The sequence below is a fragment of the Dyadobacter psychrotolerans genome (assembly GCF_004349265.1).
Taxonomy (GTDB): Bacteria; Bacteroidota; Bacteroidia; order Cytophagales; family Spirosomataceae; genus Dyadobacter; species Dyadobacter psychrotolerans.
In genome coordinates, this window is the sequence record NZ_SMFL01000011.1 from 1 (window position 1) to 12,980 (window position 12,980).

Sequence of the window (12,980 nt, forward strand, 5' to 3'; positions counted from 1 at the left end):
ACTGCTGAGTTTGCCCCACCAACGGTCTGAATATGTTGATAGTAATTCCTTAATTCCGCCCTTAACATAACTATTCCAAAGCCGTTGTGATTGTCGTTCGCCCAATCCAATCGCAGCACCTGCACGAGCTTGGCTACGATACTCTCCCATTTTTAGCGATCTTATAAATCGAATTCGATCACGACGCATTGCATTCTTTTCACGCTTTTCCATGAAAAGCAAATCAGCTATACTTTCCTTAATAATGTCAGCATATTTCATATATAAATATACGACTTTTTATTTTGAAATTAGTATTACTATTGATCTCTCCGGCGCGCAAATGGTATGTAGTTTGCATATCTAATCTTATTTACAAATCTCAAACAGACTATCAGAATACTAATATAACTCATCCTATTTTTATTTTAACGAAGTGCCTATTTAAATGATTGAAACGCGGAGCTAAAAGTGAGTTTCGCGGAGTTACGCAGAGTTTATAAAATTATCTCTGCGAAACTCTGCGCAAAACTCAATTAACTCTGCGTTGAAAACTCAAAACTTAAAATTCACCCCAACCAGAAAATTGGTCCCTGCCTGTGGGAAGTAGAAATTCTCCTGAGTAAGAACATCACCAGCAAAATAACCATAGGTGTAGCCATTCGACTCATATTTCTCATTCAAAATATTATTCACCAATAAATTGAATCCGATTTCTTTTATCCAGGTTGGTTTGATCGTCCAGGTTAACCGGATATCATTGGTAAAGTATGCATCCAGTTTCCGGGTTTCGCTTGAGGTGTTATCGAGATATTGCTTTCCTACATATTTAGTCAGCAAAGCCAATTCGAAATTCTTTTTGGGGCTATACACAAACTGACTGCCGACGATTACGTTCGGTGAGAATGAAATATCCGATTTTCCGTGATTTATAGTTCTGTATTCATAGGTATCGTAATCGATTACGTACTCAGTGAAATTATCAATTTTGTTTTGGCTGAAGGTTGCGTTTGCGTTCCATTTCAGGAATTTGCTAAATGCTATTGCGCCTTCAAGTTCAATACCGGTGCGATAACTTTTCGGCACATTTACGCGTATTGAATTTCCGACATCGTTAATTTGTCCGGTTAATACCAATTGATTTTTGTAGCTCATCAGGTAATAATTCGCTGCAACTGCCCAGATTCCCCTTTGCGTACGAAAACCCGCCTCCACATTATGCATTGTTTCATTTTTTGGAAATAATTGTGCGGTCGAATTGGTAAAATCATCACGGTTCGGTTCACGGTTACCCAGGCTATACGAGGCGTAAACAGAACTCTGATCAGCAATCCGGTAAGTTAAACCTGCCTTTGGATTTACAAAAGAGTAAGACTGGTCAACGGCGTGCAGGATCAAGTCATTATCCGTTCCGTCGATCGTATGGCTGACCTGGCGGAACTGAATGTCGGCGAAGGCATTCAGTTTTTCGGTAAGCTGATAATAAAGTTTACCATAAATATTAAAATCCTTTTTTACGGCCTTATTGTAATAATACTGATGTTCGTTCTCAATGTTTCCAGCATTCCGTGCCCAGATAATCTGTCCGTAATGCTTGCCATCGTACCGGTTCCATCCGCCGCCAATGCTTGCTGTAAGTTTTTTGAAACTGTTATAATCAAATGAGAAGGTGGTTCCATAGAAGTAATTATCCAGCCAGCGACGGCGGATCAGATCGGTGCGGGCAAGTGTATCACTGCCAATAATGGTGTTGGAAAGATTGTAATTGCTGTATTTGTCATTTGTCCGGTATTGCTCGTAGTAACCCAATCCGCGGACCAGGAATCCGTTGACATTAAATGTAAGTTTGTCACTCAGTGTGTGGGAAGAAACCAGCTGATAATGATCCTGGCGGTAGTTATCTACTTCGTTTTTATAAGTATATGAATTGAAGGTCCGTTCATCAGAATTCAGTAAATTCTCAGCATCTTTTTCACCTATTCCATTTCTGTCGATGTATTCCAGAATACCTTCGCGGTTTCCTTTTAATTTTGCCTCAGGCACGCCATTCCAGGATTGATAAGTTCTTTCTTTTCCTGAAAAGACATTGGCACGTACAAAACTTTTCTTGCCAAAATAAGCTCCTGATAAATAATAAGAGTGTAATTCCGAAGAAGCGCGATCTACAAAACCGTCGGACGAAACCCGTGAGAGACGAGCGTCAACTGTAAATTTGTCTTTAAGAAGTCCGGTACCAAGTTTGATTGTATTCTTAAAAGTATTGAAAGAACCATATGAGTTGTTTAACTCCGCATAAGCTTCCTGGCGAAAAGCATTGGTATTAATATTCACTGAAGCACCAAAAGCACCTGCGCCATTTGTGGAAGTCCCTACGCCTCGCTGAATTTGAACACTGCTGACAGATGAGGCAAAATCAGGCATATTCACCCAAAAAACGCCCTGACTTTCAGCATCATTGTAAGGAATTCCATTTACCGTGACATTGATACGTGTCGCATCGGAACCACGGATACGGATTCCTGTGTAACCAACACCTCCGCCCGCATCACTTGTGCTGACCAGCGAAGGAGTAAAGTTTAACAAAACCGGCAAATCCTGGCCAAGATTTTGTTTTTCAATTGCCTCAGCACTTACATTGGTGTAAGCCATGCCGTTTTTGTCGGTAACCCGCGTGGCACTGATAATTACCTCATCGGCCTGGTAAGTACTTTTGTTTAACTTAATTTCCAGAGCGTTGCCGGATTCTGAAATGCCAAATTTTACGGACTGATACCCAATGTAGGAAACGTCCAGCGACTGAACATTCTCAGAAATGTTTTTTAACGTAAAATTTCCGTCTTTATCAGAAGCTGCACCCCGGATCTCCCCGGCGCGGATGGTAGCACCAGGCAATGGTTTGCCGTCGGCAACATCGGTTATTCTTCCGGAAATGGATTTTTGAGCCCAAACAGGCAAAATGGATAGAGCGCTGAACATCAGCATCAACAGATAGGTCGTAACTTTTCGCACGGCGATAAAGTGGTTACGAACAGGCAGGGGCCACCTATCCTTGGTTAAATTATAAAAAATTGAAAACAGCTAAAATTGGTAATGGCTTGAAAGTCAGTAAAACGAACATTCTTTCCTTACGTTAAGCTTTCTCTCCCTACGCCGGCATTATCCGGATCAGGTAGTATGGGTATGATCTCAGCCCGTTCGGTTGGGCACCCCTATGAGATTCTCGTGCAAAGTTAGGTCAGATATCTGAATGATTCAATGGACACCAAAGATTATTGTATTTTAAATACCGGATCATCTTCGGTAAATGACTTAAAATAAACTCATTTTACGTATTTTTACTAACGAAATCGAACTTCTTATTTAAGACGTATATAAAAATATGGCACACTATACCGACGCTGCTTTCGACACCGCGCAGCATGCAATGGAACTGGAATATAAGTACGGAGCTCATAATTATAAACCGATGCCGGTGGTGCTGACCAAAGGATTGGGTGTGCACCTGTGGGATGTGGAGGGGAAAAAATATCTGGATTTTCTTTCTGCATACAGCGCGGTAAGCCAGGGGCATTGTCATCCGAAGATTGTGAATGCGTTAATCGAGCAGGCGCAAAAACTAACTTTAACCTCACGGGCTTTTTACAACGATCGTTTGGGTGAATGTGAAAAGTTCCTTTGCGAATATTTTGGATATGATAAAGTCCTGATGATGAATTCAGGCGTAGAGGGTGGTGAAACTGCTTTGAAGCTAACCCGTAAATGGGCTTACAAAGTAAAAGGAATTGCTCCTGATAAAGCCAAAACATTGTATGCATCCGGTAATTTCTGGGGAAGGACGCTGGCTGCAATTTCTTCTTCAACGGATCCTTCGAGTACGGATGATTACGGGCCATTTTTGCCGGGTGTTGTGATCATTCCTTATGATGATCTGGATTCATTGGAAAATACATTAAAGAATGATGCGGACATTGCCGGATTTATGGTTGAACCGATTCAGGGTGAAGCTGGTGTGGTTGTTCCAAAAGATGGATATCTTAAAGGCGTTCGTGAACTGTGTACCAAATACAATGTTCTCTTTATTGCGGATGAGGTACAAACGGGCATCGGCCGGACAGGAAAAAGACTCGCCTGCGATTGGGAAAATGTAAAACCGGATATTTTGGTCCTTGGAAAAGCGTTATCAGGTGGAACAATCCCTGTTTCAGCTGCGTTTGCAAACGACGAAATTATGCTGACGATCGCACCCGGAGAACATGGGTCTACTTATGGCGGAAATCCTTTGGCATGTGCAGTAACGATCGCTGCCTTGCAGGTTGTTGAAGAGGAAGACCTGGCAGAAAATGCAGAATTTATGGGTCAGCTTTTCCGTAGCAGAATGTTTGTTCTGCAAACGCAATGTTCACTGATTGAAAACGTTAGAGGAAAGGGTCTTTTGAACGCAGTCGTAATTAACGATACAGAAGACAGCCCCACAGCCATGGACCTTTGTTATAAAATGATGGACAGAGGGTTGCTTTGCAAACCTACTCATGGAAATAAAATACGTTTTGCCCCTCCGCTTGTGATTAATGAAGTACAAATGAATGAAGCTTGTGATATAATCAGTGAGGTTTTTCTCAATTACAAACAATGACGTTATGCTTTTAAAAAGAATCTTTCTGGTTATGCTGCTGGCAGGTGTGTTGTATGCCTGTAAAGACAAAGTTGTGGAGCCAGCCACCGAAACACAAACCAACAAGTGGATTCTGGAGCAGATGAACTACTGGTATTACTGGAATGATAAAATTCCTGCTAGTCCGGATATGACTTTGGAGCCGTCTGCTTTTTTTACTTCGTTGCTGAACAAGTATGACGCAGCAACCAATCCTGACGGAGATCGTTTTTCGTGGATACAGGAAAGTGCGGATGAACTGACTTCGTCCCTGAACGGTAATTCCAAGACGACCGGCATGGACTACAAGCTGGTTTATTATCCAAGAAACACGACAAACGTTGTCGGGATTGTATTGTACACACTACCAAATTCACCTGCCTCAAAAGCAGGCATTAGACGTGGAGATGTATTTACAAGCGTAAACGACCAAAAGCTTACCAGCACAAACTACAGCCAGCTTCTTAACGCATCCGGTACGCTCTCGTTTACCTTTGGCTCAATAACCGATGATGGTACAATTACCGAAGGGACTACGAAAAAATCACTCGAAAAACTTTCTATTCAGGAGGACCCTGTTTATTATGATACCACTTTTCAGTTTGGTGCAAACAAGGTAGCCTATCTGGTATATCACCACTTTGTGCGCGGCCCGGACAGCGTTAAAAATTCGGTTGCTTACGATCAGAAACTTGAAACGGTTTTTGCCAGATTCAAGGCAAATAACGTTAATTCCCTTATTCTGGATCTCCGTTACAATGGCGGTGGCTATGTGAGTTCGGCAACCAACCTGGCCAGTCTTATTGGCAAGGTTACAACCAATGATGTGTTTTATTATAAAGAATACAACAAGACTGTTACGCCAGTGCTCGAAAAACAATACGGAGCGAATTTCTTCTTTGAGAAATTCCAGTCCAAGCCTCAGAACATTGGTTCAAGTCTTAACAACTTCATCATCCTTGTCTCCGGAAATTCTGCTTCCGCGAGTGAACTGGTAATTAACGGGCTGAAACCTTTTATGAATGTAACTTTGGTAGGTGCTAAAACGTATGGAAAAAACGTAGGTTCAATTACCATAACCGGAGAGGATGAAGGTATCAAGTGGGGATTGCAGCCAATTGTTACCAAATCTTTCAATAGTCTTCGCAAATCGGATTATTCGGTAGGTTTCACGCCGGACTACGCCGTTGCGGAAGGTACCAAACTTTACCCATACGGAAATCCAAGAGATCCTTTGCTAGGAGAAGCCTTGTTTAGAATTGTGGGTTCACGTGTTGTGAGGCAAAGCACTTTGCAGGCAGCAAGAACAAATGCTGATGTTCAGGAAATTGAATCGACGGTTAGTAAAAAGGCTGGCGGGAGTAATATGTTTTTTGATAAATAAAAAAAGCTGTCCGAATTAAATATCGCATCTGCCTTTTTGTAAGGCACAGTTTTTATATTATTGAAATATACATTTCACAATAAACTAAAAACATAATGGGAATTTTAACCTGGATCATCGTCGGCCTCCTTGCCGGAGCAATTGCAAAAGCACTTCACCCTGGTAAGGATCCGGGCGGCTTTATCGTTACTATTCTGATCGGTATCGCCGGTGCAGTTGTCGGCGGCTGGATTTCATCCATGCTTGGTTATGGCACTGTTGACGGGTTCGATATCGGAAGCCTTTTTATTGCAATTCTTGGGGCTGTGTTACTTCTTTTTCTTTACAGGAAGTTCAGTACCAAAGCTTAAAGAAATAATTCACAAGCCAGTGGTGAGGGAAACAGTTTTAGTCTGTTCTCTCACCATTTTTATTTACTAATTTTACTAAATTTCCCAATTGAAATCTTAACCAACCGATCACGTTATGAAGCTGGTGAACGATATGACCGTCTGGTTTTTAAAGCGGCGCTTTGAAAGGATTGAACAGTTTATGAAAACCCCCGTTGAAACCCAGCAACGCATATTTTCTGAACTGATAGAAACTGCACGTTACACAGAGTGGGGATCAAAGCACAATTATGGCCAGATCAAAACCATAAAGGAATTTCAGGATCAGGTTCCGGTTTCTTCTTATGAGGAGCTGTATCCATATATAGAGAGAGTTTTAAAAGGGGAGCCAAACGTACTTTGGCCCTCACCGATTGAGTGGTTTTCCAAATCTTCCGGAACAACCAACGCGAGAAGCAAATACCTGCCGGTATCGCCGGAGGCGCTGGAAGAATGCCATTATGAAGGCGGCAAGGACATGATGACGCTGCTCATCCATAACCGTCCGGAAACAAGGGTTTTTGACGGAAAAGGCCTCTCGATAGGCGGAACACTTCATGCAAATCCCTTCGATGATCATACCCAGGTTGGAGATGTATCTGCTGTTATTATGCAAAATTTACCTGCATGGGGAGAGTTTATGCGTACGCCGCCGCTTGAGGTAGCACTGATGGATCATTGGGAAAGCAAGCTGGAAAAAATGGCTGCGATCTGTTCGCAGGAAAACGTTACGAGTATTCTGGGCGTGCCAACCTGGACCATTGTCCTTCTTGACCAGATTCTTGAACTGACAAAAAAAGAAAACATGCTCGAAGTCTGGCCCGACTTTGAGGTTTTCGTGCACGGAGCAGTTTCTTTTGAGCCTTATCGCGATCTGTTCACAAAAAAATATTTTCCTTCCGACCAGGTAACCTATCTGGAAACGTACAGCGCATCCGAAGGCTTTTTTGCTATTCAGGATGATCTGAGCAAAGTGGGCGAAATGCTGTTGATGCTCGATTATGGCATTTTCTACGAATTTATCCCGATGGATGAAGTGGGTAAAACCCATCCGAAAGCACTGTTGCTGGATGAAGTCGAAGTGGGCGTAAACTATGCTCTGGTAATTTCAACCAACGCAGGTTTATGGCGTTACCTGATTGGTGACACGATTAAATTTACTTCTAAAAATCCATTTCGGGTAAAAGTGAGTGGCCGAACCAAACATTTTATCAATGCTTTTGGAGAGGAGGTCATTGTCGAAAATGCGGATCATGCGATAAAAATGGCTACGCAGAAAACCAATTCACTGGTAGCCAACTATACCGCCGGGCCGGTTTACATGGGCGACGGATCACGTGGAAGACATGAATGGGTGATAGAATTTACAGAAGAGCCAGGCAGTCAGAAGGAATTTGCAAAAATTCTGGACGAATCGCTCAGGGAGGTAAATTCGGATTATGATGCCAAACGTTACAAAGATATGGCACTTTTAGAGCCGGTTATTCATTTTGTACCTGCCGGGACGTTTTATGCATGGATGGGGAAACGCCAGAAACTTGGAGGCCAGAATAAGGTTCCGCGACTAAGTAATGACCGTCTTTATCTGGACGATCTGCTGGCCATGCTCAAAGATGGGCTGTCAGCAGTCGGCTATCAGCAATCGGCAGAAAGCTGATAACCCGATTGAACTATTCCGTCATGGGTAAATAAGCAACTCAAAATATTGAACAACATGTAGCCGAAAGCTGACGGCTAACAGCCTTAAAAATGATCCCCAAATATCTTAAAATAAAGGGTTTATACTCTTATCAAACCGAGCAGGAAATTCATTTTGATGCACTTACGGACGCATCGCTGTTCGGCATTTTCGGATCTGTGGGAAGCGGCAAATCATCCATTCTGGAAGCAATCACTTTTGCTTTGTACGGAGACACGGAACGCCTGAACAAATCGGGAGACGACCGGACGTACAACATGATGAACCTGCGGTCGGACGAATTGCTGATCGATTTTGAATGCATAGCAGGAAAAAGTGGTGATCTCTATCGTTTCACGGTAAGAGGAAAACGAAACAGTAAAAATTTTAAAGAGGTAAAGACATTTGAGCGGAAGGCTTATATCAGAAAAGACAACTTCTGGGTACCTCTTTCAGAAAATGAAACCACTGAGCATATCATTGGTCTGAGTTATGATAATTTCCGCCGGACGATTATCATACCGCAAGGACGTTTTCAGGAATTTATTGAACTGAAAGATGCGGAACGAACCCGCATGATGAAAGAGCTTTTTCAGCTCGAAAAATATGACTTAAGCAGAAATGTTGGAACGCTGAATAAAAAGAATGACATGGAGCTGTCGAATGTTGACGGGCAGCTGCAGGGGCTTGGGGAAGTAACTCCGGAGATGATTGAAGAGGAAGAGAAAAAGAGGGAGGAGGTCCGGTCGAAAATCAAAGTTGCCAACGAACAGTTGGTGAATTTAACTGCTCAGCTGGATCAGTTTCAGAAACTGAAAGAGGTTTTTGAAAAAGTAAAAACACTTCAGATTCAACTGGCTGAACTGGAATCGCAGCGTTCAGGTATAGAAATCAGGGAGGAAAAACTCCGTATTTTCGAAATTTGTTTGCTTCACTTTAAGACCTTTTTTGAACAACAAAAGTCTTTATCCAATGCCATCCTTCGTGATCAGTTGTCATTTGATAAAAACAAGGTACGGGACATCGAACTAACTGCGCTTTTAGCAAGTGAGAAGGAAATTCTTGATAGCCTTCATCAGCAGTATGAAAAACGGCATGAATTGCTTGATATGGCCGAAGAGCTGGAAAAAGTAGTTCAAATTCAGGATCTTTTTTCTCAGGCAGAAAAGAGCAAAAGTGCTTTGGTGAGAGATGAAGAAAAGCTGAAAGAAAAGGAAGAAGTCATAGCGAAACTCAAAAAAGAAAAAGCCGCCAAAGAAGAAGATAACGAAGTAAAGAAAAGCCTTCAAACAGATATTCAGGCGTTAAGTCAGATTAAGTCCTGGTTTGCAACATCTGATGAAATTCAGGAGAACAGGAAAAACGTGCTGAAAGAAGCAGATGATCTGAAAAGAGAAATTACGCAGGTACAAGTGCAGCTGACCGAAAAAATAAATGCTGCCAACCTGCGTTTCGCGACCGATTTTACGGCTACTTCTACCTTGGGAAATTTGTCTGACTTTACCCGTAGTTATCTGGAAAATAATGAGAAATTAAGAGAAAATATTTCGAAACAAACCATTGTTATTCAGACGCAACTGGCTTTAAATCAATATGCCGCAGGTCTTTCAGAAGGAGATGCCTGTCCGCTTTGCGGCGCTGTACATCACCCGGCTGTTTTACATGCAGACAACAGTCTGGAGCAGCAGATTATTAAAAAGGATGAAGAACGAAATCAACTACTAAAAGATGATCAGCTCATTCGCAGGTTCCAGTCTGCAATTGAAAGGGATTTTAGTCAGATTGAGCATCTGGAAAAGCAGAAAATAACGATAAATTCAAAGTATAAGGAAATCAAAGAGCGCGTTTCAGAGCATGATCTGCTTTTTGTGTGGGAAAAATTTGACAGGAATAACCGCAGCGCCTTTGACCAGCATTTTGCAGATGTAGAACGTAATCAAAAGTTAATCAGGGAAAATGAATTACTGATCAAAAGCAAAGCCGCAGCCATAGAAACAGCGACTCAGGAAAAGGCTGAGAAAATAGAAAAGTCGCTGCAAAACCTTAAAAATGAAATTCTGAAAATTGAAAGTACCGTTTCAACACTTTCGGAACAATTGATACTTGTTAAAATAACGGATTTCGCCGGTCAGGATAAAATGGCTATTTCCTTAAAAGTTAATGAACTGAAAGGCAGTCACGAAAAGATAAAACAGCTCTACGAACAGACTGAAACTCAGATTGATCTGCTCTACAAAGAAAAAAATACGATTTCGGGAAGCCAGACTACCTTATTCGCAGCTTTGGAAACCAATCAAAAGGAATTAGACCAGGTTCAAAAGTCTATTTGGGAACAACTCGCGGTTCACGGCTTCGAAAATGAAAGCAAGGTGCAGGAAATTCTTTCCGACACAATCCAGACCGTTTCTGAAAGGAAACTGATCGATGCTTTTAAAACTGGGTTGAGTTTAACCAAAAGAGACCTTGAAACGCTGAAAACTGAAAATCAGGACCAGGTTTACGATCCGGAAAAACATGAAAAGCTGGCAAAGGAAAAGGATTCTCTTAACCAAAATCTAAATTCTCTTCGAAAAGAAGAAGGCTTACTGGAAGGTTTGCTCAAAAAAATGGCAGAAAATCTGGCCAGAAAAGCTTTGCTCTTAAAAGAGAAAGAGCGCCTTCAGCTTCGTAAGGAACACCTGGACGACCTTGCAAGACTGTTCCGGTCCAGTGGTTTTGTTGATTATGCGTCAAGTATTTATCTGCAAAATCTTATTCAGGCCGCTAATCACCGTTTTCATCAAATGACCCACCAGCAGCTGCACCTTGAACTGGGTGAAGGAAACAGCTTCTGGGTTCGTGATTTGTTAAACGGGGGCCATATCCGGTTATTAAAAACTTTATCAGGCGGGCAGAAGTTTCAGGCAGCATTGTCTCTTGCCCTTGCCCTCGCAGACCACATTCACGTAAGAAACGAATCAAAGCATAACTTCTTCTTCCTGGATGAAGGTTTTGGATCCTTGGATAAAAATGCATTACAAACGGTTTTCGAAACCCTCAAATCGCTTCGTAAGGAAAACCGCATCGTTGGTATTATCAGCCACGTTGAAGATCTTCAGCAGGAAATTCAAACCTACCTCAAAATTGAACAAACCGAAGATGGAAGTAAAATTTTGCCAAGTTGGAAATAGTAGAATTACTTTATTTGCAGAATAGTACTATTTGATACTGTGCGTAGCACTATTATCACAACCAAACGTTTTGTATCTGAATAAGTTATATTCTCTAAAACTTAGCTGTTGAAGAGACGATTAAATTCCCTAACTTTCCATTGGTAGCATTTGTTTTATAACGCAAAGCAGATATTTTTGTAGTAAAGCATAAAATGTTTATCTCCCTCTGTATTTATAAAATGTAACTTAAATTATACTATTTGAAAATTTTATACATCCCCTAACTGACAAATATGCCAAACTTAATTGAGCTGAAAACGTTTAGCTCTGGCACGGGCAATCTTACGGTTTTTGAAAATATTATCCCCGGAGCGATCAAACGTGTTTTCTATATTTACGGAGCAGGAGATACAAAAAGAGGCGGACACCGGCATCATAAAGCCTGGAATGCGTTAATCTGTATTCATGGCAGTTGCCGCGTTTATTCCAACGATGGCGAAGAGGAAGAATATTTTTTACTTGATAATCCCGAAGTTTGCCTTATTCTCGAACCCAAAGACTGGCACATCATGGATTCATTTTCAAAAGACGCAATCCTGCTAGTTCTTTCCAATGAGCATTACGACCAGGCGGATTATATTGACGAGCCTTATTTATTGAACCATCTAATTTCCCAATGATTCCCTTTCTGGATTTAAATCAGATCAATGAGCCCCATTTACCGGCGATTGAAGAGGCCACGCTGCGTGTGCTTCGGTCGGGTTGGTATATTTTGGGAAATGAATTAAAAGCATTTGAAAAATCTTTCGCTGACTATTGTGAAGCCGGCTATTGTGTAGGCGTAGCCAATGGCCTGGATGCGATTACCTTAATATTAAAAGCGTTTGACTTTCCTGCAGGCAGTGAGATTATTGTTCCTGCGAATACCTATATCGCTTCTGTTTTGCCGGTAAGTGCTTTAAATCTGGTTCCCGTATTTGTGGAGCCCGATCCGGTAACGATGCTTATTGACCCTCTAAAAATTGAAGAGAAAATAAGTCCGCTGACCAGAGCGATAATTACCACAGATCTTTACGGACGGTGTTGTGAGATGGACACCATCATGCAAATTGCGCAGCGCCATCAATTGAAGGTTGTTACAGATGCGGCGCAGGCTCATGGAGCGCTTTTTCAGGGGAAAAAAACCGGAGGCATTGCAGATGCTACGGCTTTTAGTTTTTATCCTACCAAAAATCTGGGGGCGTTTGGCGATGCAGGAGCTGTAACCACCCTGGACAAATCGCTTGCTGAAAAAATAGCTTACCTGCGGAACTATGGTTCTCAGGAACGTTATAAAAACGACTATCAGGGGGTGAATAGCAGACTAGACGAAATGCAGGCAGCTATTCTTAGTGTTAAACTTCCTTTTCTGGATGAAGAAAATAAACGACGGAAAGAAATTGCAGCTCGTTATCTAAACGAAATAAAATTACCGGACCTGATTCTCCCACCCGGAGACCGCATCAATGAAGATGTCTGGCATTTGTTTGTAGTCCGGCATAACAGGCGTCAGGATCTTGTTAAATATTTGGAAAACAAAGGTATACAAACCAATATACACTATCCGCTTCCGATTCATAAACAGCAGGCTTATGCACATCTCAATGACGAACAACTGCCTTTGACAGAAAAAATTCATCGCGAAGTAATTAGTCTGCCATTGCATCCGCGGCTCACAGATGATGAAATCTCGTATGTAATTCAATCGGTGAATCAGTTTGATTCGTAA

At 41.8% G+C, this 12,980-nt stretch carries 9 protein-coding genes and 1 riboswitch; of the genes, 7 read left to right on the forward strand and 2 right to left on the reverse strand.

Annotated features, from left to right (window positions below):
• Together E0F88_RS24160 and E0F88_RS24165 are read right to left on the reverse strand one after the other, a co-directional pair.
• Positions 1-261 (reverse strand): hypothetical protein (locus tag E0F88_RS24160; RefSeq protein ID WP_131960869.1); only part of this gene is annotated, 261 nt, incomplete at its 3' end.
• 273 nt (positions 262-534) lie between these two features.
• A complete protein-coding gene (locus E0F88_RS24165; RefSeq protein WP_131960870.1) occupies positions 535-2,988 on the reverse strand; it encodes a TonB-dependent receptor in 2,454 nt (817 codons plus the stop codon).
• A 116-nt stretch (positions 2,989-3,104) separates the two neighbouring features.
• A riboswitch (TPP riboswitch) is annotated at positions 3,105-3,200 on the reverse strand.
• A 158-nt stretch (positions 3,201-3,358) separates the two neighbouring features.
• Here E0F88_RS24165 and rocD point away from each other — a divergent pair.
• From rocD to E0F88_RS24200, 7 genes are all read left to right on the forward strand, one after another.
• The gene (gene rocD / locus E0F88_RS24170; RefSeq protein WP_229213895.1) at positions 3,359-4,612 is read left to right on the forward strand and encodes an ornithine--oxo-acid transaminase; all 1,254 of its coding nucleotides are present in this window, start codon (positions 3,359-3,361) and stop codon (positions 4,610-4,612) included.
• Between the two features lie 4 nt (positions 4,613-4,616).
• Positions 4,617-6,014 (forward strand): S41 family peptidase, encoded by a 1,398-nt coding sequence (locus tag E0F88_RS24175; protein ID WP_131960871.1) that lies wholly within the window; start codon positions 4,617-4,619, stop codon positions 6,012-6,014.
• A 95-nt stretch (positions 6,015-6,109) separates the two neighbouring features.
• Entirely contained in the window at positions 6,110-6,364 is a 255-nt protein-coding gene (locus E0F88_RS24180; protein ID WP_131960872.1) for a GlsB/YeaQ/YmgE family stress response membrane protein, read from the forward strand.
• A gap of 115 nt (positions 6,365-6,479) precedes the next feature.
• Positions 6,480-8,039: a GH3 auxin-responsive promoter family protein gene (locus tag E0F88_RS24185; protein ID WP_131960873.1), complete on the forward strand. Its 1,560-nt coding sequence runs from the start codon at positions 6,480-6,482 to the stop codon at positions 8,037-8,039.
• A 92-nt stretch (positions 8,040-8,131) separates the two neighbouring features.
• Positions 8,132-11,230, forward strand: coding sequence for an SbcC/MukB-like Walker B domain-containing protein (locus tag E0F88_RS24190; protein WP_131960874.1), 3,099 nt, complete (start codon positions 8,132-8,134; stop codon positions 11,228-11,230).
• A 275-nt stretch (positions 11,231-11,505) separates the two neighbouring features.
• Positions 11,506-11,892 carry a sugar 3,4-ketoisomerase gene (locus E0F88_RS24195; RefSeq protein ID WP_131960875.1) on the forward strand — a complete coding sequence of 129 codons (387 nt, stop codon included), beginning with the start codon at positions 11,506-11,508 and terminating at the stop codon, positions 11,890-11,892.
• Positions 11,889-12,980, forward strand: coding sequence for a DegT/DnrJ/EryC1/StrS family aminotransferase (locus E0F88_RS24200; RefSeq protein WP_131960876.1), 1,092 nt, complete (start codon positions 11,889-11,891; stop codon positions 12,978-12,980). The genes E0F88_RS24195 and E0F88_RS24200 overlap by 4 nt, the downstream gene beginning before the upstream one ends.

Bases quoted from the DNA above. Each gene is read 5' to 3' on its own strand.
- rocD (WP_229213895.1), top strand. From the start codon at position 3,359: ATGGCACACTATACCGACGCTGCTTTCGACACCGCGCAGCATGCAATG.
- E0F88_RS24175 (WP_131960871.1), top strand. From the start codon at position 4,617: ATGCTTTTAAAAAGAATCTTTCTGGTTATGCTGCTGGCAGGTGTGTTG.
- E0F88_RS24180 (WP_131960872.1), top strand. From the start codon at position 6,110: ATGGGAATTTTAACCTGGATCATCGTCGGCCTCCTTGCCGGAGCAATT.
- E0F88_RS24185 (WP_131960873.1), top strand. From the start codon at position 6,480: ATGAAGCTGGTGAACGATATGACCGTCTGGTTTTTAAAGCGGCGCTTT.
- E0F88_RS24190 (WP_131960874.1), top strand. From the start codon at position 8,132: ATGATCCCCAAATATCTTAAAATAAAGGGTTTATACTCTTATCAAACC.
- E0F88_RS24195 (WP_131960875.1), top strand. From the start codon at position 11,506: ATGCCAAACTTAATTGAGCTGAAAACGTTTAGCTCTGGCACGGGCAAT.
- E0F88_RS24200 (WP_131960876.1), top strand. From the start codon at position 11,889: ATGATTCCCTTTCTGGATTTAAATCAGATCAATGAGCCCCATTTACCG.